Origin of the sequence: Leifsonia sp. 115AMFTsu3.1 (assembly GCF_004362795.1) — a bacterium.
In the GTDB taxonomy this organism is placed as follows: Bacteria; Actinomycetota; Actinomycetes; order Actinomycetales; family Microbacteriaceae; genus Leifsonia.
This window is the reverse complement of record NZ_SNYB01000001.1, coordinates 737,039-758,904: the sequence shown is the minus strand read 5'-3', so window position 1 is coordinate 758,904 and position 21,866 is coordinate 737,039. Positions and strand designations below refer to the sequence as shown.

General features: G+C 72.6%; 18 protein-coding genes. 10 read left to right on the top strand and 8 right to left on the bottom strand.

Going from position 1 to position 21,866, the window contains the following annotated elements; all coding sequences use genetic code 11:
• Window positions 1-160 precede the first annotated feature (160 nt).
• A complete protein-coding gene (locus tag AXZ95_RS03800) occupies window positions 161-862 on the top strand; it encodes a YoaK family protein (RefSeq protein WP_018189682.1) in 702 nt (233 codons plus the stop codon).
• On the opposite strand, the gene AXZ95_RS03795 is transcribed toward AXZ95_RS03800, so the two are convergent.
• The 4 genes from AXZ95_RS03795 to AXZ95_RS03780 are packed head-to-tail and all read right to left on the bottom strand — an operon-like array spanning window position 764 to window position 8,257.
• Entirely contained in the window at window positions 764-1,585 is an 822-nt protein-coding gene (locus AXZ95_RS03795) for an ABC transporter ATP-binding protein (RefSeq protein WP_018189681.1), read from the bottom strand. The two genes, AXZ95_RS03800 and AXZ95_RS03795, sit on opposite strands and share 99 nt — an antisense overlap.
• The gene (locus tag AXZ95_RS03790) at window positions 1,582-2,499 is read right to left on the bottom strand and encodes an ABC transporter ATP-binding protein (RefSeq protein WP_018189680.1); all 918 of its coding nucleotides are present in this window, start codon (window positions 2,497-2,499) and stop codon (window positions 1,582-1,584) included. Before AXZ95_RS03790 ends, AXZ95_RS03795 begins: the two co-directional genes overlap by 4 nt.
• Window positions 2,496-5,195 (bottom strand): FtsX-like permease family protein, encoded by a 2,700-nt coding sequence (locus tag AXZ95_RS03785; protein WP_018189679.1) that lies wholly within the window; start codon window positions 5,193-5,195, stop codon window positions 2,496-2,498. Before AXZ95_RS03785 ends, AXZ95_RS03790 begins: the two co-directional genes overlap by 4 nt.
• Window positions 5,192-8,257: an FtsX-like permease family protein gene (locus AXZ95_RS03780; protein ID WP_018189678.1), complete on the bottom strand. Its 3,066-nt coding sequence runs from the start codon at window positions 8,255-8,257 to the stop codon at window positions 5,192-5,194. Before AXZ95_RS03780 ends, AXZ95_RS03785 begins: the two co-directional genes overlap by 4 nt.
• Before the next feature lie 65 nt (window positions 8,258-8,322).
• Here AXZ95_RS03780 and AXZ95_RS03775 point away from each other — a divergent pair, with 65 nt between their 5' ends.
• Both AXZ95_RS03775 and AXZ95_RS03770 read left to right on the top strand, forming a co-directional pair.
• Window positions 8,323-9,318: a class I mannose-6-phosphate isomerase gene (locus tag AXZ95_RS03775; protein ID WP_231371108.1), complete on the top strand. Its 996-nt coding sequence runs from the start codon at window positions 8,323-8,325 to the stop codon at window positions 9,316-9,318.
• Window positions 9,319-9,376: 58 nt separating this feature from the next.
• Window positions 9,377-9,919: a GIY-YIG nuclease family protein gene (locus tag AXZ95_RS03770; protein WP_018189676.1), complete on the top strand. Its 543-nt coding sequence runs from the start codon at window positions 9,377-9,379 to the stop codon at window positions 9,917-9,919.
• 82 nt (window positions 9,920-10,001) lie between these two features.
• Here AXZ95_RS03770 and AXZ95_RS03765 read toward each other — a convergent pair whose 3' ends face one another.
• Window positions 10,002-11,588, bottom strand: a complete 1,587-nt coding sequence (locus tag AXZ95_RS03765; protein ID WP_018189675.1) for an MFS transporter — start codon at window positions 11,586-11,588, stop codon at window positions 10,002-10,004.
• Window positions 11,589-11,753: 165 nt separating this feature from the next.
• Here AXZ95_RS03765 and AXZ95_RS03760 point away from each other — a divergent pair, with 165 nt between their 5' ends.
• The 5 genes from AXZ95_RS03760 to AXZ95_RS03740 all read left to right on the top strand — a co-directional run bounded on the left by AXZ95_RS03760 (window position 11,754) and on the right by AXZ95_RS03740 (window position 16,394).
• Window positions 11,754-12,320 (top strand): TetR/AcrR family transcriptional regulator, encoded by a 567-nt coding sequence (locus AXZ95_RS03760; RefSeq protein ID WP_018189674.1) that lies wholly within the window; start codon window positions 11,754-11,756, stop codon window positions 12,318-12,320.
• 38 nt (window positions 12,321-12,358) lie between these two features.
• The gene (locus tag AXZ95_RS03755) at window positions 12,359-14,086 is read left to right on the top strand and encodes a sodium:proton antiporter (protein WP_018189673.1); all 1,728 of its coding nucleotides are present in this window, start codon (window positions 12,359-12,361) and stop codon (window positions 14,084-14,086) included.
• A gap of 107 nt (window positions 14,087-14,193) precedes the next feature.
• Window positions 14,194-14,388 carry a hypothetical protein gene (locus AXZ95_RS03750; protein ID WP_018189672.1) on the top strand — a complete coding sequence of 65 codons (195 nt, stop codon included), beginning with the start codon at window positions 14,194-14,196 and terminating at the stop codon, window positions 14,386-14,388.
• A gap of 30 nt (window positions 14,389-14,418) precedes the next feature.
• Window positions 14,419-14,859 (top strand): Fur family transcriptional regulator, encoded by a 441-nt coding sequence (locus AXZ95_RS03745; protein WP_018189671.1) that lies wholly within the window; start codon window positions 14,419-14,421, stop codon window positions 14,857-14,859.
• A gap of 41 nt (window positions 14,860-14,900) precedes the next feature.
• On the top strand, window positions 14,901-16,394 hold the full coding sequence (locus AXZ95_RS03740) for a catalase (RefSeq protein ID WP_018189670.1): 1,494 nt from the start codon (window positions 14,901-14,903) through the stop codon (window positions 16,392-16,394).
• A gap of 74 nt (window positions 16,395-16,468) precedes the next feature.
• Here AXZ95_RS03740 and AXZ95_RS03735 read toward each other — a convergent pair whose 3' ends face one another.
• The gene (locus AXZ95_RS03735; protein WP_018189669.1) at window positions 16,469-17,161 is read right to left on the bottom strand and encodes a PhzF family phenazine biosynthesis protein; all 693 of its coding nucleotides are present in this window, start codon (window positions 17,159-17,161) and stop codon (window positions 16,469-16,471) included.
• Window positions 17,162-17,219: 58 nt separating this feature from the next.
• Between AXZ95_RS03735 and AXZ95_RS03730 the strand changes: the two genes are divergently transcribed.
• Window positions 17,220-17,444, top strand: a complete 225-nt coding sequence (locus AXZ95_RS03730) for a hypothetical protein (RefSeq protein WP_018189668.1) — start codon at window positions 17,220-17,222, stop codon at window positions 17,442-17,444.
• A 27-nt stretch (window positions 17,445-17,471) separates the two neighbouring features.
• Here AXZ95_RS03730 and AXZ95_RS03725 read toward each other — a convergent pair whose 3' ends face one another.
• Together AXZ95_RS03725 and gabT are read right to left on the bottom strand one after the other, a co-directional pair.
• Window positions 17,472-18,956 carry an NAD-dependent succinate-semialdehyde dehydrogenase gene (locus AXZ95_RS03725; RefSeq protein ID WP_018189667.1) on the bottom strand — a complete coding sequence of 495 codons (1,485 nt, stop codon included), beginning with the start codon at window positions 18,954-18,956 and terminating at the stop codon, window positions 17,472-17,474.
• Window positions 18,953-20,314 (bottom strand): 4-aminobutyrate--2-oxoglutarate transaminase, encoded by a 1,362-nt coding sequence (gene gabT, locus AXZ95_RS03720; RefSeq protein WP_018189666.1) that lies wholly within the window; start codon window positions 20,312-20,314, stop codon window positions 18,953-18,955. The genes AXZ95_RS03725 and gabT overlap by 4 nt, the downstream gene beginning before the upstream one ends.
• Window positions 20,315-20,405: 91 nt before the next feature.
• On the opposite strand from gabT, the gene AXZ95_RS03715 reads away from it, so the two are divergent.
• A complete protein-coding gene (locus tag AXZ95_RS03715; protein WP_018189665.1) occupies window positions 20,406-21,857 on the top strand; it encodes a PucR family transcriptional regulator in 1,452 nt (483 codons plus the stop codon).
• Window positions 21,858-21,866: the final 9 nt, after the last annotated feature.

The following is a 21,866-nucleotide window of genomic DNA, read 5'->3' as shown; positions in this document are numbered from 1 at the left end:
CGCTCTGTGCGTCAATCGGTTGACTTCAATCGATTGACGTCACGCTATGAGCGTCAAACGCGTTGACGCAAACGGCCGTTACGAAGTCGTTATCCGCTCGCCCCGATGCGGGACTCGGTGCGCCCGCATGCGATCCTGTCAGCGGCATGAAGGAGGACCGATGACAGACGGCAGCAAGCGGCAGAGCGAGATGACCCTGGTGCTCATGCTCGCGCTCACCTTCTCGACCGGGATCGTCGACGCGGTCGGCTACCTCGGGCTCGACAAAGTGTTCGCGGGCAACATGACCGGCAATGTGGTCATCCTCGGGATGGCCATCGTGGGCGCCGAAGGCCTGCCGTGGGTCGGGCCGCTGGTCGCGCTCATCGCCTTCATGGCGGGAGCCGTCATCGGCGGCCGGACGCTGCGTCGGGAGACGATCGGCTGGAACACGCGGACGAGCTGGTCCTTCACCGCTGTCGCCGCCGCTCTGGCGGTGCTCACCGGCGTCACGATCGCGACCGGCGGCGTCCCGCCGAAGCCGTGGGAGCTCGGCATCACCGTCCTGCTCGCCGCGGCGATGGGATTCCAGGCGGCCGTCGCCCGGCACCTGGCCGTCAAGGATGTGACCACGGTCGTCGTCACGTCCACGATCACCGGCCTCGCCGCCGACTCGGTGCTCGCCGGCGGCTCCGGCCAGCCGTGGCGCCGGCGGGCGGGTGCGGTCGTGCTCATCGCGCTGGGTGCACTGGTCGGGGCGCTGCTGCTGAGGTTCGGGATCGCCCTACCGCTCGGACTCGCCACGGTCGTGACCGCGGCTGCTGCCGTGGTCGGCCACTTCGCCGCCCACGAGGGGCGCCGCGTGGCGGCCGCGCGGGCGTGACGTCCCGGCTCCCAGCCGCCCGTCGTGCAGTTCGAGCACCCGGTCGGCGCGTGCCATCAGCAGTGGATCGTGCGTGGTCACGACCGCGGCGATCCCCTGGCCGTGGACGAGGGCGACCAGCAGGTCCATGATCGCGCGGCCGGTCATGCTGTCCAGCTGCCCGGTCGGCTCGTCGGCGAACAGGATGCGCGGCTCGCCCGCCAACGCCCGCGCGATACCGACGCGCTGCTGCTGACCGCCGGAGAGCTCCGTCGGCCGCTGCCGCGCATGGCCGCCGAGTCCGACGCTGTCCAGGAGCGCATCCACCCGGGCATCGCGCTCCGCCGGGGCGACGCCGAGCAGGCGGAGCGGCAGCTCGACGTTCTCCGCCGCGGAGAGTACGGGCACCAGCCCGAACGATTGGAAGACGAACCCGGTGCTGCGGCGTCGCAGGTCCACCAGCTGCGCCTCCGACGCGGTCGACAGGTCGACGCCGTCGAGAACCACGCGACCACCGCTCGCCCGATCGAGGCCGCTCAGCACGTTCAGGAGGGTCGTCTTGCCCGAACCGGACGGGCCCTTGACCACCACCAGCTCACCGGGGCGGACCGTCAGGCTCGCCTCGGCGAGCGCCGTCACCGTTCCCGCCGCCGTTCCAAAGGTGCGGGTCACCCTCTCCGCCACGAGCAGCGGGATATCCCGCTCGTAGTCCGGTCGGCCCCGCCGGGTCTCTGCGATCGTCACGGGCGGACCTCCTCTTCTGGTGCGTGCGGCTCGTCTGCGGCGTGCGGCCAGACGCCCACATGGTCCTGCTCCAGCGCGAGTCGGACCCGGTCGCGCATCCCCAGGCTGGTGAGGTACTCCTGCGGCAGCTGCAGCCGCCCCACACGGTCGAGCACCGCGAACTCCTCGGCGACCGTGTGCTCGTGACCCTCCTCGTTGACACCCGTGCGCCGCAGCACCTCGGTCGCGGTGCGCCCGTCGCGGATCTGGACGGTGCGCGCCACATGCTCCGAGACGGTGGGGTCGTGCGTGACGATCAGCGTGGTGACGCCCAGCTCGCGGTTGACCCCGCGCATGGCCTCCAGCACCTCGGCGCTGGTGGCCTCATCCAGTTCGCCCGTCGGTTCGTCGGCGAGCAGCACCCGCGGCTCGTTGGCCAGGGCGACCGCGATCGCGACGCGCTGCTGCTCGCCACCGGACATCTCGGTCGGGCGGCGGTCGGCGCAGTGCCCGACCTCGAGCAGCTCCAGCAGCTCGACCGCGCGCCGGTCGCGGTCGCCGGTTCCGGCGACGGACATCGCGAGGGCCAGGTTCTCGCGGGCGGTCAGATAGCCGAGGAGGTTGCGCGAGGTCTGCTGCCAGACGAATCCGACCGTGCGGCGCCGGTAGTCCACGCGCTCCCGGCTGCGCAGCGCGAGCAGGTCCCGCCCGGCCACGGTCACCGACCCGGCCGTCGGTTTGTCGAGCCCCGAGAGGATGCCGAGGAGCGTCGACTTGCCGGATCCGGACGCCCCGACGATGGCGACGAGGCCGCCGCTCTCGACGCGCAGGGTGAGTCCCTGGAGCGCCTGCACCTCGATGCCGTCGGCCGTGAAGATGCGGACCAGGTCGGTGCAGTCGATGGCTGCGTCGGCAGGGACGGTCACGGTGGTCATTCTCCTCCTCCGATCCTCAGCACGGCCGCCGCCGAACGACGACGTGCTGCTGCGAGGGCGACGAGCGTCGCCACGACGGCGACGACGACGAACCCGGTCAATGCCGCGGCGACGAGCAGCGGGTCCTGCACGACAGGCGGCTGGACGGGGCTGCCGGTGAAGCCGCGCAGGTCGAGCGGCTCCAGCACGACGGCGGGCAGCACGAGCCCGACGACGGCTCCGGCGAGGATGCCGACGACCAGCACCGGCCCGAGCTCCCAGGCGAGGACTCCGGCGGTCTGGCGCGAGCTGTATCCGATGGTCCGCAGGGTCGCCACGAGCCGCACCCGTGCCGACGTGTTGATGACCAGCGTGAGAAGCAACGCGGCCACGCAGAGCAGGACGGTCAGCCCGATGGACAGCACGGCCACCAGCTCGGTGCCCGCGACCAACGGGGACGAACGCAGGGCGTCGCGCTCGGCGATCGCGTCACCGACCAGGGCTCCCTCTCCCCCGATCCGGACGAGCTCGGCGTGGACGCGCGCCGCGTCCGCGCCCGGAGCGAGCTTCACCAGCACGGTCTGCGGGCGGCCCGAGATGTCGCTCGAGGCCGGGAGCGCGGTGCCGTCCAGGTAGACCCATTCGGCGTCCCGCACGTAGATGCCGGGTACGAAATCGAGCTCCTTCACGCCGAGGTGCACGTTGGTGCCGCCGGTGACAACGAGCGCGCTGGTGATCGGGATCTGGCTCGACCAGCCGCCGAGCGCTGCCGCGGTGCGGCCCGGAATCCCGCCCTTCAGGGCGGAGGAGAGCCGCGCCGCAGGCGGCAGGTCGGCCTGCACCGCGTCGAGCCGCCGGGGGTCCACGAGGTACCCGGAGACGTCCGACGACACTCCGCCGGCCGTGAGGCGCAGGCCGCCGGCCCACTCGACCGTGGCCGTGCGCTGGACGCCCGCGAGGTCGCCGACCGCATCCACCTGCCGCTGGCTGAGGGTGGATGCGGCGGTGAGCGACAGATCGGCTCCGACCCGGATGCGCGCACCCTCCGCCACACCGGCGGTCGCCGTCGCCAGCATGCTGACCGAGAAGAGCGCGATGCTCACCCCGGCGACGAGAGTGAACACGGGCCAGAGCAGTCCGGAGCGTGATCGCCCAGCCGCCGAAGCGCCGAGGAACGCCACCGGCCCGCGGCCGCGCCGGAGGGCAGCCGCGATCCAGCCGATCGGGTACCGGGTCAGCCGGACGACGACCACGCAGGCGGCGAGCGCCACGAGGACCGGGGTGGCGGCGGTGAGCGGGTCGACCTCCAGGCCGGCCGCCGGAGACGCGAGCCCGCGCCGGGTGAGCAGCACGACACTCAGCGCCGCCAGGCCGATGACCACGGTCTCGGCGACCCAGGCCCAGCGCGACCGTCCGCCGTGCCCGGCCGAGGGAGACAGCGGCCCGGCCGCCACCACCAGTGCGATCGGAGGCAGCACAGCGCAGAAGGCGGCGAGAGCGGCCGGCAGCGTCACGGGCACGCCGTCGGGGGTGAGGGCCACCGCCGCGAGCAGTCCGAGCGTCGCGGCCGGGACCGACACGAGCAGCCCCTGCACCGCAAGCTCGGTGCGGAGGCGGACCGGGGATGCGCCGCGCGCGGTCATCAGCGCGAGCGCGGGTCGCCGCCGGTCCAGAACAAGACGTGTCCCCTGCGCGAGAACCGTCAAGGCGACCACCAGGGGTCCGCTGACGAGGATCGCGAACAGGGTCTGGGCCGGCTGCGCGCGAGCGACGAACTCGTCCAGCGGCCCCTGTACCGCGGTGGCGACGGCGAGCGGGATGGTCGCGTCGCCCACCGTGGCCGACAGCGGGGAGGCCAGGAACCCGCCCAGCGCGCTGCGCACGGCGGGCAGCGTCTCTGCGGTAAACCGCCGCGGCTCGACGGGGAACCAGACGGAGGCGAAGGTCGCGCCGACGCGCGGTGCGAGCGCGGTCCACGTTCCGGGATCGACCCATGCGACCCCTCCGAAGTCCTTGCCCGAGTCGCCGCCGTCGACGAAGTGTCCGCGCGCTCTGCTGACGTCGAGATCCCAGAAGTCGGCTGAGCCGTCCCGCGGCGCGATCGTCCCCGTCAAGCGGAACGACAGCTCCTCGCCCGGCGCGACGGAGGATCGACGGTCCTCGCCGACACGCCAGCCCAGCAGCCGAGCGGCATCGGCGGTGAGCACCACCGGGACGGGCGAAGCAGCCGACGCTCCGGGGGAGGTCGGCCAGGTGCCCTCCACGAGCCGTGCCGTCTTCCGCAGGTCCCGGTAGGCCTCGATGGTGACCGAGTAGCGGCTGTTGCCCTCCGCGCCCGCCGGAGCGGTGGTCGGCAGCTCGTCGCTCCGAGCCGCGGAGTCACCCGGCTCGGTCGCCGCACGGAGCGTCGGCGCCATCCGGTCGCGCACCTTCTCGGCGATCCCGGGCAGGCCGTCCCACAGCCGAACCGGATCGACGGCCGGCCCGTTCGACACGCCCCCGGTGCGGATCGCGGTGGTGAGGTCACGGCCACCCGCTCCGGCCTGCTGGAGTTCATGGCGCAGTTCACCGCCGAGAATCTCACTGCTCACCCGCGGCCAGGCGGCCAGCGCCGTCGCGGTCACGAGGGCGACCAGACCGAGCAGGGCGAGGCCGCCTCCGAACGCTCGGAGCGAGCGGACGAACAGCCGGAGGTCCGAGACGGGACGCGCGTTCACCGGGTCTCCTCCCGGTAGGCCGTGTCGTACGCCTGACGCCGCACGGACCGCCCGTAGGCCCAGACGGCGACGGCGAGAGCGGCGACCAGCGCGAGGAGGCCGACACCCATCCCGATCGGATCCACACGCCCCTGCACCGACAGCGTCGACGGCGCTGTCACGACCGAGAGCCGTGCGAGCGTGTTGCCGACGAGCAGCACGACGACCACGCCGCCGGCCAGGCCGAACAGGACTGCGGCCGCAGAGACGCCGATGACCTCGGCCCGCCGGGTCCATGCCTGCTGCTTCGCCGACAGGCCGACCGCGCGGAGCACGATGACCTCGCCGCGGCGGCGGCGCAGCGCGGAGGAGATCGCGGCGGCCACCGCGGCGACCGCCAGCAGCGCGCAGCCGGCCGCGCCCAACCAGGTGCTCAGCACGGCGCCGCTGAGGAAGCGCGACACGAAGTCGCCCTCTGCGGTGGTGACCACCGCATCCCGTCCCGCGACTCGGGCGACGGAGCGCTCAAGGGCTGCCGTGTCGGGGCCGGTGACCCAGATCGAGCTCGCGCGCGTCACGGAGGGTGTCGTGCGGAGCAGCTGTGCGGTGACCGCGGAGTAGTCGGCGAGGACGGCGCGCTCCGCGGTGGTCCCGGGCAGCGCGGGGACGATGCGGTCGACGGTCGCGGTCAGTCCGCCGACCGGACTGTTCACGTCGATCTGCTGACCCACCCGCAGGGAGTCGTCCGCGGCGAGAGCCGTCGTGACGGCGACCCGCAGCATCGGCTCGGCGTCCGGCAGGAAGCGGGTGGTCACCCTCCCCTCGAGCAGAGCTGCGGAGGCCCGACCGGTCCCGGCGGCACGGAACGGCGTCTCCGCGCCGAAGGCGGTCGGCGCGAGCGACCACGCCCCAGCGGGCTTCGAGGCGACAGGCAGTCCGGTCACCGCGACGGTCACGTCGGTCGCGCCCGCGGACTCGGTCGTGACATCCACGGCGACGAGCCGACGCCCGACGTGATCCGGCAACGCGATGTCGGTGTCACCGGCGGCTGCCGGCTGCGCGGTGATGGGGACGGCCTCGCCCGCGGCTGTCGCCATCCACACCGTCACCTGTGTCGGCGTCGCCACACCGGTGGCCGACGCCGTCGTCGCACGCAGCGCCACCGACCGGGTGTCGGCGGGCAGGTCCGCTCCGGGCAGACCGGCCCTGTCAGGGAGGGAGGCGGCGAGCGCGCCGGTTCCGAGCAGATACCCGCCGACGGGAACCAGTGCGGGGAGCCGGCTGGTGTCCATGACGATCACGGAAGCGTTCGTGTCGCCGATGGTGGCGTCGTCGACGATGGCGGGCGACGCTGTGACCCCCTCCTCCTCGAGGCGATCAGCGCCGGACAGGTCGCCGCCGTCGTTCGGGCTGCCGCCGACGCCGAGATCGGCGCGGACTGCTCCCCCGGTCGTCAGCAGGGTGGAGTCGCGGAGGAAGCCGGAGAACGTGCCCGCATATCCCGCCGCGAACGTCAACGCGCCGACCGTGAGGACGATGAGGGCGACGGGCCCGGAGAACAGCGCGATCCCGCGCCCGACCTGACGCGCGGGGAGGACGCCGGCGACGCCGGGGCCGCGGCCGGCGAGCCGCTCGACGGCGCCGGCTGCTGGACCGAAGAGCGACAGCCCGAGAAGCGCGATGGCGCAGAGCACCGCGGCCGGGGCGACGACGCCGGCCGGATCGATCCCGCCCCCGTCTCCCGACGCCGTCGACGAGCTGAAGACCACGACCCGCCACAGGGCAACGGCGGCCGCGATGATCGCCAGCACCGCGAGACCGGCCGAGACGGCGGTGCGGCCCCTGCCCGCCTCGACGGCTCCCGGGGCGTCGGTGAGCGACCGCGCCGACAGCACGGTCGTCAGCGTGGCGGCGGCCACGGCGGCGACGAGAGCGGCGAGGGGTGGGAGCAGTACATCCACCGCTCCGGGGAGACCCGCGGAGGGCCCGCCGGTCAGCGATCGGAGCACGAGCTGGCCGGCCGCCGTGCCCACGATCACCGCGACGAGAGCCACCGCGCCGGACTCCAGCGCCGCCGAGCGTGCGAGCCACGGGAGGGTCACGCCGCGCGACCGGAGCAGTCGCGTCTCGACCAGGCGAGCATCGGCGGGCAGACGGCCGAGCAGCGCGAGAGCGATCACCGCGCACACCGCGAGCACGCTCAGCGGGATCGGGATGACGGCGCGCACGGCGACGACCGAGCGTTCCATGGCTGTCGTCGTCGCGAGCGCCTGACCGCTCGACGAGAACGGGCTGGCCGCGGCGGTCGAGTCGTCGCTCAGTGCGTCCGCGACGCCGGCGAGCCCCGCCCGCAGCCGCGGTAGCTGCGCGGCGGTGATGCGGTCGGCGTCCGGGGTCAGGACCCACTGCACCGAGGTGCCGTCTCCCGCCTCACCCGCCAGCGCATCCGAGACGATCGCCCGACCGTCGGTTCCGCCGGCGCCGCTCGCGAGGCCCAGCCACGCCGCCGACGCCGGGGCGACCGGGCGCCAGATGCCCACCACCGTGACGCTGACCGGGGCGTCCGGGCCGGACAGGACGGCCGTGTCGCCGAGACCGAGCCGGTGCGCCCGCGCGAAGTCGGTGTCGACCGCCGCTTCGCCCGCGCCCGGGCCGGGGGTGGATGCGGGCCAGCGTCCCGAGGTCAGCCGCGCTCGTTCCTGCAGGGCATCGGAGGCGACCAGCAATGTCGCGCTGCCACCGCCCGCCACGGCGACCGTCGGCACGAACGTCGTCTGCGCGATGCGCAGCGGGACACCCGGGAACTGGCGCGCCACGACCGACCGGACCGCGGCGTCCTGAACCTCCGGGTCGGATCCCTGCGACGCCTGCAGTGCGAGCGAGGTCGCCGCAGCCGGCTCGTGTTCCAGCGTGGCCCGCACCGCCGTATCCGGAGAGCGGAGCGCCAGGCCGGTCATCACGGACGCGAGGAAGGCGATCACCACGACGACGAGGCCGGTGGACACGAGCGTTCCGCGCTGCGCACGGCTCCGCAGCAGCCAGAACGGGCGGACTCGACCGAGCTGCCCGTCCCCTGCACGCATTGTCCCAACGTAGCGCGAGCGGGGCGCCCGTCCCGGCACTGCGCACGCGGTACTACTGTGTGTCGGTGACCACTGCGACGCCGCTCCTGCTCGGCCCGAACCAGCCTCTCGATCGGCCGTACCGGGGCGGCGCGGGCATCGCGCGCTTCCGCGGAACACCGCAGCCGAGCCCGTTCACGCCGGAGGACTTCGTCGCCTCGACCACCGAGGTCTTCGCGGGTGGCGGTGTCGGTCTCACCGTGCTGCCCGACGGCCGCACCCTGCGCGACGCGGTCGCGGCCGACCCCGTGCCCTTTCTCGGCCAGGAGCATGTCGCCCGTTTCGGCGCGCGCACGATGCTGCTCGTGAAGCTGCTCGACACCGCCGAGCGCCTCTTCGTCCACTACCACCCGGACGACGCGTTCGCCGATCGCCACCTGAACAGCCCGCTCGGCAAGACGGAGGCGTGGGCGGTCATCGAGGCCGAGCCGGGCGCCTCCGCGTTCCTCGGGTTCCGCCGCCCCGTCTCGACCGACGAGGTCCGCGTCTGGTGGGACGGCCAGGACGCCGACGCGATGCTCGATGCGATGAACAGCGTCCCGCTGGCCGCCGGTGACACGCTGCTCGTCCCGGCCGGGCTCGCGCACGCGATCGGCCCGGGTGTGACGCTCGTGGAGCTCCAGCAGCCGACCGACCTCTCGGTGCTGCTGGAGCGGCGGATGCTCTCCGAGCACGACGCGCTGCTCGGCCTCGACCTGGAAACAGCGATCGACGGGCTGACCCGCGACGTGACGCCCGAGGAGCGGATCGCCGCCCTGCGCCGGGGACGCGGCGCCGAGACGCTGTTCCCGGGCGATGCCGATCCGTTCTTCGCGGCGGAACGCCTCCGCGTCTCGGGCTCCCGCGAGCTCGACCTCGGGTTCTCGGTGCTCGTCGTGCTCGGCGGAGAGGGACGGCTGGAGGCGGAGGGCGGCACGGTCGTGCCGCTAAGCCGCGGGGCGACGGTGCTCACCGCGTTCGCCGACGGCCCGATCGGGTTGAGTGGCGAGCTCGAGTTGATCCGCTGCCGCCCGCCGCGCTGAGCTGCACCGCGAACTCTCTGAGGCGCCCGCTGTCGGCGGGCGCGGCTAGCCTCACCCTATGGACACCGTCTGCGCACTCTGCGAGAGCCCCGCGCATCCCGGCGCGTCCCTCCGGCTGTGCCTGACCCACCTGCTGGAGGCGCACGATCTGGTTGACGCCGAGTTCGGCGTGACGGACGCGCTGCCGTCACCGTGCGCGTTCTGCGGTTCGCGGCTGGGCGTCCGCTACCCGTCGGGGTGGCTCTGCGCAGTGTGCGAGTGGCGAGTGGGCGAGCCGCCTCCGGAGGGCGCGGCCGCATCCCGAGTGGATGTGGTCTATTACCTGCGGTTCCGTGACCGCATCAAGATCGGCACGACCGCGAACCCCGCCCAACGGTTCGCGGCGCTGCCGCACGACGAGGTGCTCGCGTTCGAACGCGGCGACCGGACCGTCGAGCACCGGCGCCACGAGCAGTTCGCGCACCTGCGCATCCCGGGCACCGAGTGGTTCGAGACCGACCCCGCGCTGGTCGCCCACGTGGATCTCGTCCGCGCCGGCGCCGACGACCCGTGGGCCCCGCTCGCGCGCTGGCGCAGCGAGGCGGCGGCACTGCGCGTCTGACGCCGGCCACGGCCGATGTGTCCCGAACGACGATGAAGGCCCGGATCCGTGCGGATCCGGGCCTTCGTCGAGAGAGAGACGGTCAGGCGACCTCGAGGCTCTCGCGCCGTTCGTCGCGCACGGTGACGGACAGCTCGCCGTCGACCTTCGCAGCGAGGCGGGCCATCTCGGCCGCCTCTGCCTCCGCGGAGGACAGCGCCGCGATGTCCACCAGGGCTGCCGCCGGCACGGGCTCGACGGTCTCCACGACCGCGGTCGCGACGATCTCCTCGGCCTCGGCCTCGGCGACGCGCCGGGCCGCCCGCATCAGGAACGCGGCCACGACGGTCACGGCCCCTGCCGCGAGCGCCAGCACGCCGGCCGTCGTGAAGCCCTCGGTGTAGCCGGACTCCGCGGGGAGCCCGTCCGGAGCGATCGCGCCGGTCACGAGGGCCGTCATCACGGCCGCTCCGACCGCCGAGCCGACGGTGCGCAGGTTGGCGTTCATCCCGCTCGCGATCCCGGTCTGGGTGGCCGGGACGCTCTGCACCACCACGCTCGTGATGGCCGCGTAGATCAGACCGAGTCCGATGCCGAACACGCCGGAGGCGGCGGCGACGGCCACGAGCGACCCGTGGAGGTAGGCGAGCGAGAGGGCCGCGGCCCCCATGAGCACCGCCGACACCACGATCTGCGCGCGGAAGCCGACCCAGCGGGCGAGCGGGCCGCTCAGGAAGCCGGTCACGGCCATGGTCACCAGCATCGGGAGCATCAGCATCCCCGACTCCGCCACGGATGCGCCCAGGCCGTACCCGGTCGAGGTCGGCGTCTGCACGAACCGCGGGAAGAAGGCGAAGATCGCGAACATCGACGCGCCGATGAAGACGGCCGCCGCGTTCATGGACCAGACGCCCGGCTCGCGCATGAGCCGCATGTCGACGAGGGGATGCCGTGAGCGCAGCTCGACGATGATCCAGCCGGCGAGGAGCAGCGCGGCGGCGACGAACAGGCCGATCACGCCCGGCGACGACCAGCCCCACTGCGCGCCCGTGCTGAGCGGCAGGAGGAGGGCGACGAGCCAGCTGGAGAGCAGAACGGCCGCCCACGGGTTCACGCCACCGGTCGCCCGGGTGGGCGATTCGGGGATGAAGATCAGCGCGAGCACGGCGGCGGTCACCGTCAGGGCGACGGGGAGCAGGAACAGGCCGCGCCAGCTGAGCGCGTCGGCGAGGGGTCCGGCGAGCACCGTCCCGAGACCGCTGCCGATGGCGATGATCGAGGCGATGGCGCCGATCGCGGACGGGAGGCGGCGCGCGGGGAACTCGTCGCGGATGATGCCGAAGGCGAGCGGGAACATCGCCCCGCCGAGACCCTGGATGACGCGACCGGCGATGACGACGCCGATCGACGGCGCGACGGCGGCCACGACGCTTCCGAGAGCGACGGCCAGGAGCGCGAGGACGAGGATGCGACGCTTGCCGACGAGGTCGCCGACGCGACCGAGCAGGGGCGTCGCGACCGCGGCGGCGATGAGCCACGCGGTCATGGTCCAGGTGACGCCTGCGGTCGTGGTGTGCAGGTCGGACTGGATGACGGGGAGGACGGGGACGACGAGCGACTGGAGCGTCGCGAAGGAACCGACGCTGAGCGCCAGGACGGCGAAGGTCAGTCCGGGATGGGATCGAGACATTGTCCGGGGTTTCCGTTTCTCGAGAGGTGCCGAAAGGCGTAGAATTGGAGGGAGGCTCCGTTCGGAGGGTTCCTCCGGTTACGCTCAATACATTACCGGAGGGTGCCTCCGCTTCGCAACCTCGAGTTTTCGACCCCCGAGGTCCGACCCGAAAGGACAGCTGCCGTGACCGGCACCGAGACCACAGCACCGAGCGTCGCCCGACCGCAGAGGGCGGATGCCCGACGCAACTTCGACGCGCTGCTCGCCGCCGCACGCGAGGCCTTCGCCGAGCAGGGACCGAACGCGTCGCTCGAGGACATCGCCCGCCGCGCCGGGGTCGGGATCGGGACGCTGTACCGCAACTTCCCCACGCGCGACTCGCTGGTGGAGGCCGTATACATCGACGAGGTCGCCGCCGTCGTCCGCGCAGCGGAGGAGGCGGGATCGCTCGAGCCCTGGGAGGCCGTCCAGGCCTGGCTCCGCCGCTTCATCGCCTACGTCGGTACGAAGCGGGCGCTCATCGAAGGCCTCAACAAGGACTCCCCCGTGCTGCTCAGCTGCCGCACCTCGCTCTACGACGCCGGCGAGCCGCTGGTCCGCCGGGCGCAGCAAGCGGGTGAGCTGCGCTCCGACGCCACGATCGGCGACGTGATCCGCATGGTGTCCGGGATCGCCGGGGTCGCCTTCGACGACGACCAGCAGCGCGACCGCGTCCTCGCCATGGCCATCGACGGTCTCCGCCCCCGCTGACCAGGGCGCCCCGCCGGACGGCCCCGTACGCTTAGAGGATGGAGCTGGGCGTCTATGCGGTGATCGCTGTGGCGGTCATCGTCGGCGTGGCCGCATTCTCGCGGAAGCTCGGCATCGCGGCTCCGATCATCCTGGTCATCGTCGGCGTCACGCTGTCGTTCCTGCCCGGCGTCCCCGACATCGAGGTGCCGCCCGAGATCATCCTCGACGGCCTCCTCCCGCCGATCCTGTACGCGGCGGCCATCAGCGTCCCGCTGACCGACTTCCGGCGGAACCTCGCCCCGATCGCCGGCCTCTCCGTCGTGCTCGTCGTGATCACGGCCTTCGCCTCCGGCTTCGTGCTGTACACGATGCTGCCGGATCTCAACCTCGCGGCGGCCATCGCGCTCGGCGCGATCATCAGCCCGCCCGACGCCGTCGCGGCCACATCGATCGGCCGCAAGCTCGGTCTCCCACCCCGCCTCCTGACCGTGCTGGAAGGCGAGGGCCTGGTCAACGACGCGACCGCCCTCGTGCTCCTGCGGACGGCCCTCGCGGCCGCGCTCGGCGCCCTCGCGACTCCGTGGGCGGGCGTCGTCGACTTCATCTCCGCCGTGGTCATCGCGCTCGTCGTGGGTCTCGTCGTCGGCTTCGTCTCGGTGTGGGTGCGATCCAAGCTCAGCGACCCGGTGCTCGACACGGCGCTCTCCGTGGTGGTCCCGTTCGCCGCGTTCGCGCCGACCGAGGCCCTGCACGGCTCCGGCGTCCTCGCAGTCGTCATCACCGGCCTCTACACCGGGCACGCCGCACCGCGTCAGTTCAGCGCGCAGGCGAGGATCAGCGACCAGATCAACTGGCGCACCATCCAGTTCCTGCTCGAGAACGGCGTCTTCCTGCTCATCGGCCTCGAACTGCGGACGCTGGTCAGCGACGTCGAGAACCCCGAGGTGCTGAGCGTGTGGAACGCCGTCGGCCTCGGGCTCATCGCCGTGCTCTCGCTCATCGTCATCCGGTTCGTGCTCATCGTCCCGCTCATCTTCGGCCTGCGAAGACGCGCGGAGCATGCCGAACGCTCCGTGCTGCGCGAGTGGCTGATGATCAGCTACTTCCGCGACCATCCCGTCCGCTACCGATGGCAGGCCCTGCGGAAGCAGCGGGCGGAGCAGCGGTACGAGCGGCATCGCACCGACCTGGAGGAGTACCGGCAGGAGGCGATCGACTGGAAGGGCGGCGTCGTCCTCGGCTGGGCCGGGATGCGCGGCGTCGTCACCCTGGCGGCCGCGCAGTCGCTGCCGAGCGACATCCCCTACCGCCCCCAACTCATCCTCATCGCATTCACCGTCGCGTTCGTCAGCCTGGTGGTGCAGGGGGGGACGCTGCCCTGGCTGATCCGGACCCTCGGGCTCCAGGGCGCGGACGCCCGGGAGGACCGCCGGCTGCTCGCGCAGCTCCTCGACGACCTGAGCGAGGCGGGACTCGCGGTGCTCGACGACCCGGAGACCGCGGCCCAGACCATGACGACGATCGACCCTGAGGTGGTCGAGCGGGTGCGGCAGTCGTCGTACCTGCGCGCGGAGTCCGCGTGGGAGCGCACCCTGCTGAGCGACGCACCCCAGGACAGCCGCCCGCACCACGTCTACCGGACGCTGCGGCTCGCCGTCGTCGATGCCGAGCGCGAGCGGCTGCTGCTCGAACGCTCCCGCGGGTCGTATCCCTCCCGCGTCCTCACCGAGGCGCAGGCGCTGCTCGATCTCGAGGAGACCCGCCTCCGCTCCCGCTCGCGGTAGCGATTCCTGACAGACCTCTGCGAACGCCGACCGCCCGCGTCACGACCGTCCCGTGCTCTCGTCTCAAGTGGATGAGACCCGCAGGGGGCGGGAGGAAGAGGAGCGTCATGGAGCTCACCGTGATTCGCAACCGCGACCGACGTCGCATGGTCGTCGCCGTCGAGGCCGAGACCGAGGGCGACGCCCTGCGCGCGATCAGCAAAGCCATCGGCCCGGTCACCGTCGCGCATGAGAAGCTGCCGGTCCGCCGGTCGCGCGCCGAACTCGGGCGGCGCCACGCCCGGGTCATCACGTATTTTTAGCTATTCAAAATATCGGGCTAAGCTCGGGTCATGGACACGGCACGGCTCGAGAGCGCACTGCGCGATGCCGGCCTGAAAGCGACACGTGGCCGGGTGGCGGTGCTGGAAGCGCTGACCGACCGGCCGCACGCGAACGCGGAGACCGTCTTCCGGACGCTGCTGCCGACCCTTCCGGGTACGTCGATCCAGAACGTCCACAACGTTCTGGGCGACCTGACTGCGGCGGGACTGCTGCGGCGGATCGAGCCGGCAGGCTCGGCTGCGCTCTACGAGCGGCGCATCGGAGACAACCACCACCACGTGGTGTGCACCGGATGCGGTGCGGTCGCCGACGTCGACTGCGTCGTCGGTCACGCGCCCTGCCTGCATCCCTCGGATGCGGGCGGCTTCGCGATCGACACGGCCGAAGTCACTTTCTGGGGTCTGTGCCCGTCCTGCCAGGAGCGCGCCGCGCGCGCTCAGCAACCCTGAACGCTCAGCACTCGCGAGCGCTCACCGACACCGGGAGAACAATGACGGACGACTACACAACGACCCAGACCGGAACCCCCGTCGCCAGCGACGCCCACTCGCTGACGGCCGGCCGCGACGGCGTCACCGCGCTGCACGACCGCTACCTCGTCGAGAAGCTCGCCCAGTTCAACCGCGAGCGCATCCCGGAGCGCATCGTCCATGCAAAGGGCGGCGGCGCGTTCGGCGAGTTCGTCGTCACCGGCGACGTGACGGCCTACACCAAGGCGGCGGTCTTCCAGCCCGGCACCGCCACCCGCACCCTCCAGCGGTTCTCCTCCGTCGCCGGCGAGCAGGGCTCGCCCGACACCTGGCGCGACGTGCGCGGCTTCTCGGTGAAGTTCTACACGACCGAGGGCAACTACGACATCGTCGGCAACAACACTCCCGTCTTCTTCATCCGCGACGGCATCAAGTTCCCCGACTTCATCCACTCGCAGAAGCGCCTCCCCGGATCCGGCCTCCGCGACGCCGACATGCAGTGGGACTTCTGGACGCTGTCGCCCGAGTCGGCCCACCAGGTCACCTACCTCATGGGCGACCGCGGTCTCCCCCGCTCATGGCGGACCATGCCGGGCTACGGCTCGCACACCTACCAGTGGATCAACGCGGCCGGCGAGCGCTTCTGGGTGAAGTACCACTTCCACTCGCTGCAGGGCAACGAGGAGATCACGGGCGTCGAGGCCGAGCAGCTGGCCGGCGCCGACGCGGACCACTACCGCCGCGACCTGTACGAGGCGATCGAGCGCGGCGACTTCCCGGCGTGGCGCGTGTCCGTCCAGGTCATGCCGTACGAGGACGCCAAGACGTACCGCTTCAACCCGTTCGACCTGACCAAGGTGTGGCCGCACAGCGACTACCCGCTGATCGAGGTCGGCATCCACACCCTCAACGAGAACCCGCAGAACTTCTTCGCCGAGATCGAGCAGGCCGCGTTCTCGCCCGCCAACACCGTTCCCGGTATCGACATCAGCCCGGACAAGATGCTGATGGCCCGCGTGTTCTCGTATCCGGACGCCCAGCGCTACCGCGTGGGCACCAACTACAACGAGCTGCCGGTGAACCGCCCGGTCGCACCCGTCCACAACTACTCGCAGGACGGCGCGGCGCGCCACGGCTTCAAGCCCGCGGACGCCCCGGTGTACGCGCCCAACTCGTTCGGCGGTCCGTCCGCCCAGGCGGAGCGTGCGGGTGAGGGCTCCTGGGAGTCCGACGGCGCGCTCGTCCGCTCGGCGGCGACGCTGCACGCGGAGGACGACGACTTCGGTCAGGCCGGCGCGCTCTACCGCGAGGTGTTCGACGACGCGGCGCGAGCCCGGTTCCTCGACACGATCGCCGGCGCCGTCGGCGGTGTGAAGCGCGAGGACATCCGCGAGCGCGCCATCCAGTACTGGACGAACGTGGATGCGTCGCTCGGCCGTGCGCTGCGCGACCGCCTCGACTCGGCGGCGCAGACCCCGGACGAGGCCGCGGAGTACGTGGGCGTCGCCGAGTAGGCACGCCCCTTCCACAGCGCAGCACGCCGTCATCCCGCTCGGGATGGCGGCGTGCCGCGTTTCGGAGACCGCTGCTAGAGCGTCGCCTCGATCGTGCGGTCGTAGACCGTGCTCCCGCCGACGCGGATGCGGCCGTCGCCCAGCGGCTCGGTCGCCAGCTGCGACCCCTCGCCCTGCAGGATGCTGAGCGGCCGGCCCAGGCGTGCCGTCAGCGCGATGGCCGCCGCGCCGGTCGCCTCGTCCTCGATGATCCCCATGTCCGGTGCGAACATCCGCGAGCGCAGCGTCCCCGCCGCCTCGTCGATCCAGGCGTAGGCGTAGTGGTGGCCGGAGGTGAACGCGAACGGGTCGAGCGCGTCCACATCCTCCGGCGACTGGAGCTCGAGCCACTCGAAGGTGGGCGCCCACTCGGCGCGGGCGGTGATCCACGCGGTGTCGTCGTCGACGGTGGCCTCGACGTCCCCCGCGGGCTCCCGGAGCACGTCGACCGGGGTCCGCTGATCGGACAGCCACCAGGCCGTGCCGACGCTCGGGTGGCCCGCGAACGGCAGCTCGCGCGCCGGTGTGAAGATTCGGATCGTGGCGGCACGCCCCGCCTCGTCCAGCGCATCCACGAACACGGTCTCGCTGAAGCCGAGCGGGTTGGCGATGTCCTGCTCGCGGGACGCCGTGGCCGGGGAGCTCGTGATGATGCCGAGCTCGTTGCCGTTACGGCCGCTCTCGTTCGTGAACACGCGAACGACGACTACTTCGATGGTCTCATCCATGGCATCAGCCTGGCAGAAGGCCTCCACTTCGTTAACCCGGCGGGTGCATAATCGCGCCATGACGATCGACGACCGCCAGAACGCCAGCGAAGAGGACCTCGCCGTCGAGCACGCCGCCGAGCGGCTCGCCGAGCGCTATCCGCAGGTGCCGCGCGAGCGCATCGACGAGCTGGTCGAGAAGCACCACGAGGAGTTCGAGGGGGCGCCGGTCCGCGACTTCGTCCCGGTCCTCATCGAGCACGACGTGAAGCAGGAGTTGAACGCGGAAGAGCGCGCCGACTGATCGGCGCGCTCTCCCCCGTCGTCCCGATCAGGCCGGGATCAGCGTGTACTTCGTGCTGAGGTACTCGTGGATGCCCTCCAGGCCGCCCTCGCGGCCGAGGCCCGACTGCTTCACGCCGCCGAACGGCGCAGCGGCGTTGGACACCAGGCCCGTGTTGAGCCCCATCATCCCGGTGTCGATGCGGTCGATCATCCGCTGGCCGCGAGCCAGGTCCTGGGTGAAGACGTAGCCGACGAGGCCGTACTCGGTGGAGTTCGCCGCGGCCACCGCTTCGTCCTCGGTCGAGAAGGTGGTGATCGCGAGGATCGGCCCGAAGATCTCCTCGCGGAGGATCTCGCTGCCGGGCTGAACATCCACGATCACGGTCGGCTCGAAGAAGGAGCCGTCGCCCTCCGGCGCGGCACCGCCGGTGAGCACGCGGGCGCCGCGGCCCACCGCATCCTCGACCAGGGCCGACATGGATGCGACGGCACGGTCGTCGATCAGCGGTCCGATGGTGACGCCCTCCTCGGTGCCGCGCCCGATCCGCAGCGCCTGCACCTTCTCGGTGACACGGCGGGCGAACTCGTCGGCGACCGACTCGTGGACGATGAACCGGTTCGCCGCCGTGCAGGCCTGGCCGATGTTGCGGAACTTCGCGAGCATCGCGCCCTCCACCGCCTTGTCGAGGTCGGCGTCGCCGAACACGACGAGCGGCGCGTTTCCGCCCAGCTCCATCGAGGTGCGCAGGACGTTCTGGCCGGCCTGGGCGAGCAACGACCGGCCGACCGGGGTCGATCCCGTGAACGACAGCTTGCGCAGGCGCGGGTCGGCGATGATCGGCTCGGAGACCGTGCGCGCCGTGCTCGTCGGGATGACGTTCACGACGCCGGCGGGCACACCGGCATCGGCGAGCAGCTGAGCGAAGAACAGCGTGGTCAGGGGCGTCAGCTCGGCGGGCTTCACCACGACCGTGCAGCCCGCGGCGAGCGCCGGGGCGATCTTCCGGGTGGCCATCGCGAGCGGGAAGTTCCACGGCGTGATCAGGAAGCACGGGCCGACCGGGCGCTGCGAGACGACCATCGTGCCGGTGCCCTCGGGGTTCTGGCCGAAGCGGCCGGAGATGCGCACCGCCTCCTCCGAGAACCAGCGCAGGAACTCGCCGCCGTAGGTGACCTCGCCGTTCGCCTCGGCGAGCGGCTTGCCCATCTCGAGCGTCATCAGCAGGGCGAAGTCGTCCCGGCGCTCCTGCAGCAGGTCGAAGGCGCGGCGGAGGATCTCGGCGCGGACGCGGGGCGCGGTGGCGGCCCACTCGTCGGCGGCGGCGACCGCGGCATCCAGCGCGCGCATCCCGTCCGAAGGATCGGCGTTGGCGATGCGCTTGATGACGCGCCCGGTGGCCGGATCCTGCACCTGGATCGGGTCGCGGGAGCCCGCCTCCCAGCGGCCCGCGATGAACAGGCCGTCGGGCACGCGGGCGAGCAGCTCGGCCTCACGTGCGGTCAGCTCCGCGGTGGTGTCGACGATGGTCATGCGCCCGCCACCGCCTCTGCGACGACGTCCAGGCCCTCGATGAGGAGGTGGTCCGGGATGCTCAGCGGAGGGAGGAAGCGGATGACGTTGCCGTACGTGCCGCAGGTGAGCAGCACGACACCGGCCGCGTGGGCCGCGGCGGCGACCTTCGCGGTGAGCGCGGCATCCGGCTCGCCTGTTGCGGGGTCGACGAGCTCGATCGCGACCATCGCACCGCGGCCGCGCACCTCGGCGACGCGAGCGTCCGCATCGCGCAGGGCGCCCAGCTTCTCGAACAGGATGTCGCCGATCTGCCGGGCGCGCGCCGCCAGGTCCTCCTGCTCGTAGGTCTCGATCGCGGCGAGCGCGGCGACGCAGGCGAGCGGGTTGCCGCCGTAGGTCCCGCCGAGGCCGCCGACCTGCGGGGCGTCCATGATCTCGGCGCGACCGGTGACGGCCGACAGCGGGAGGCCGCCCGCGATCCCCTTCGCGGTGACGATGAGGTCGGGGACGATGCCGAACTGCTCGGAGGCGAACATGGTGCCCGTGCGGGCGAAGCCGGTCTGCACCTCGTCGGCGATGAAGACGACGCCGTTCGCGTTCGCCCACTGCTGCAGGGCGGGGAGGAAGCCGTCGGCCGGGACGATGAAGCCGCCCTCGCCCTGGATGGGCTCGATGATGAGCGCGGCCAGGTTGGCTGCGCCGATCTGCTTCTCGATCATGGCGATGGCGCGCTTGGCCGCCTCCGCGCCGGAGAGACCTCCGTCGCGCAGCGGGTAGCTGAGCGGTGCGCGGTAGATCTCCGGGGCGAACGGCCCGAAGCCGTTCTTGTAGGGCTGGTTCTTGGCGGTGAGGCCCATCGTGAGGTTGGTGCGGCCGTGGTACGCGTGGTCGAACGCGACGACGGCCTGCTTGCCCGTGTAGTGGCGGGCGATCTTGACGGCGTTCTCGACGGCCTCCGCACCCGAGTTGAACAGGGCGCTGCGCTTGGCGAAGTCGCCGGGGGTCAGCCGGTTGAGCGCCTCGGCGACGTCGACGTACGAGTCGTACGGCGCGACGGTGAAGCAGGTGTGGGTGAAGGCCGCGACCTGCGCGCTGACGGCGTCGACGACGCGCGGGGCCGAATTGCCCACGCCGGTCACGGCGATGCCGGAGCCGAAGTCGATGAGGGAGTTGCCATCCACATCCACCAGCACGCCGCCTCCCGCTGCGACCGTGTAGACGGGGATGGTCGTGCCGACGCCGGCGGCGACGGCCTGGGCCTTGCGCTCGGCGCGCTTGCGCGACTCGGGGCCGGGGATCGGGGTGACGAGCCGGCGCTCCTGCGGGAGCGAGGGTCCGCCGACGGGGGTGTCGATGGCGGTGTCGAGGATGGTCATGTGTCGAATGTAAGAAGTCGGCGCGAACCACGACCTGGACGCGACGTACAATCGCAGCGTCGGGGATCGACACCCTGGCAGATGGAGCACGATGCCCGCCACCCTCACCCAGCTGCTCGCGCGCGGCGAGTTGGGCCTGCGCCTGCTGACCCCCGCCGGAGTGGGCGACCCGGATGCGTCCCTCGCCTGGGCGCACAGCTCGGACCTGCCCGACCCGACGCCCTTCCTGTCGCGCGGCCAGGTGCTGCTGGTGACGGAGCCGCCGGAGGACGCAGAGCCGTACGTCGGCCGGCTGGCCGAACACGGCATCGCGGCGCTCGGCTTCGGGACGGAGGTGGTCCGTGACGGGGCGCCGGCAGCGCTCGTCGAGGCGTGCACCCGGCACGGCCTCCCGCTGTTCGAGGTGCCCTACCGGACGCCGTTCATCGCGATCGCGCGTTTCGTGGCCGACCGCGTGGCGGCCGATGCGTACGCCCGCAGCACCTGGGCGCTGCGTGCGTCGCGCGCGATCTCGCTCGCGGCCCTGCGGCCGGATGCCCTCGGCGCCGTGCTGTCCGAGCTGTCGCGGCAGATCGAGCGACCGGTCGCGCTCGTCGGCGGCGACGGCGCCGTTGCGCGCAGCTACCCGTCGGGTGTGCTCGACGCGCGGGCACGCAAGGCGCTCGCGGACGCCGCCGACCCGCTGCTGCGGAGCGGCCGTCGCGCCGCGGGTACGGTCGGGACCGACGCCGGACCGTTCGCTCTGCAGACCCTCGGCGCCGCCGGGCGCCTCCGCGGCGTCCTGGCCGTCGGGTCGGACGGGTTGGATGCCGCCGCACAGCAGGTCGTGACCGGCGTCGTCGCCCTGGCCGGGCTGGCGCTCGAACAGTCGCGGGCCGCCGACGCGGCACGGGAGCGTCTCCGCACGGCGGTGTGGCGCGCCCTGCTCGCCGGCGACCTGGGTGTCGCCGCGTCCGTCGCCGAGCCGGTGCTGGGGGCGCTCCCCGCCGCGCCGCTCCGCGTCGCCGTGCTGAGCGGCCCGGCGATCGCCGCCGCGCTCGACTGGCTCGAGAGCAACGCATCCGGCTTCTTCGCGCGGGAGGGCGCCGACCTCCTCGTGCTCGGCGACGACGACGCGGCCTCGGCCATCGCGGTGCGGTTCGACCTGCGCGGCGGGCTGTCGGCTCCGGCCGAGCTGGATGCGCTGCCCGCGGCCCTGGAGCAGGCGATCGCGGCGCGCGGCCGCGCAACCGCCGATGACCCCATCCCCTCGTTCGAAGACGTGGCCGGGGCCGGGATGCTGGCGCTGCTGCACACGCCGGACGCCCGCGCGGTGGCGCAGAGCGCGCTCCGCCCGCTGACCGCCGCGGATCCGTCGCTGCCGGGCGTCCTGCGCACCTGGCTCGACTCGGACGGCGTGTACGACGTCGCCGCCCGGAAGCTCGGCATCCACCGCCACACACTCCGTGCGCGCGTCGCCGAGGCGGAGCGGCTGCTCGGTCGCGACCTCACGTCCTTCGCCGCCCGCGCCGACCTCTACGCCGCCCTCCGCGCCTCCGCCTGACGCCCCTCT

Excerpts from the sequence above, each read along its gene's own strand:
- AXZ95_RS03780 (WP_018189678.1), bottom strand. The coding sequence starts at position 8,257 with ATGCGTGCAGGGGACGGGCAGCTCGGTCGAGTCCGCCCGTTCTGGCTG.
- AXZ95_RS03740 (WP_018189670.1), top strand. The coding sequence starts at position 14,901 with ATGACGGACGACTACACAACGACCCAGACCGGAACCCCCGTCGCCAGC.
- AXZ95_RS03715 (WP_018189665.1), top strand. The coding sequence starts at position 20,406 with ATGCCCGCCACCCTCACCCAGCTGCTCGCGCGCGGCGAGTTGGGCCTG.
- AXZ95_RS03745 (WP_018189671.1), top strand. The coding sequence starts at position 14,419 with ATGGACACGGCACGGCTCGAGAGCGCACTGCGCGATGCCGGCCTGAAA.
- AXZ95_RS03790 (WP_018189680.1), bottom strand. The coding sequence starts at position 2,499 with ATGACCACCGTGACCGTCCCTGCCGACGCAGCCATCGACTGCACCGAC.
- gabT (WP_018189666.1), bottom strand. The coding sequence starts at position 20,314 with ATGACCATCCTCGACACCGCCATCGACACCCCCGTCGGCGGACCCTCG.
- AXZ95_RS03755 (WP_018189673.1), top strand. The coding sequence starts at position 12,359 with ATGGAGCTGGGCGTCTATGCGGTGATCGCTGTGGCGGTCATCGTCGGC.
- AXZ95_RS03770 (WP_018189676.1), top strand. The coding sequence starts at position 9,377 with ATGGACACCGTCTGCGCACTCTGCGAGAGCCCCGCGCATCCCGGCGCG.
- AXZ95_RS03730 (WP_018189668.1), top strand. The coding sequence starts at position 17,220 with ATGACGATCGACGACCGCCAGAACGCCAGCGAAGAGGACCTCGCCGTC.
- AXZ95_RS03735 (WP_018189669.1), bottom strand. The coding sequence starts at position 17,161 with ATGGATGAGACCATCGAAGTAGTCGTCGTTCGCGTGTTCACGAACGAG.
- AXZ95_RS03725 (WP_018189667.1), bottom strand. The coding sequence starts at position 18,956 with ATGACCATCGTCGACACCACCGCGGAGCTGACCGCACGTGAGGCCGAG.
- AXZ95_RS03800 (WP_018189682.1), top strand. The coding sequence starts at position 161 with ATGACAGACGGCAGCAAGCGGCAGAGCGAGATGACCCTGGTGCTCATG.
- AXZ95_RS03750 (WP_018189672.1), top strand. The coding sequence starts at position 14,194 with ATGGAGCTCACCGTGATTCGCAACCGCGACCGACGTCGCATGGTCGTC.
- AXZ95_RS03765 (WP_018189675.1), bottom strand. The coding sequence starts at position 11,588 with ATGTCTCGATCCCATCCCGGACTGACCTTCGCCGTCCTGGCGCTCAGC.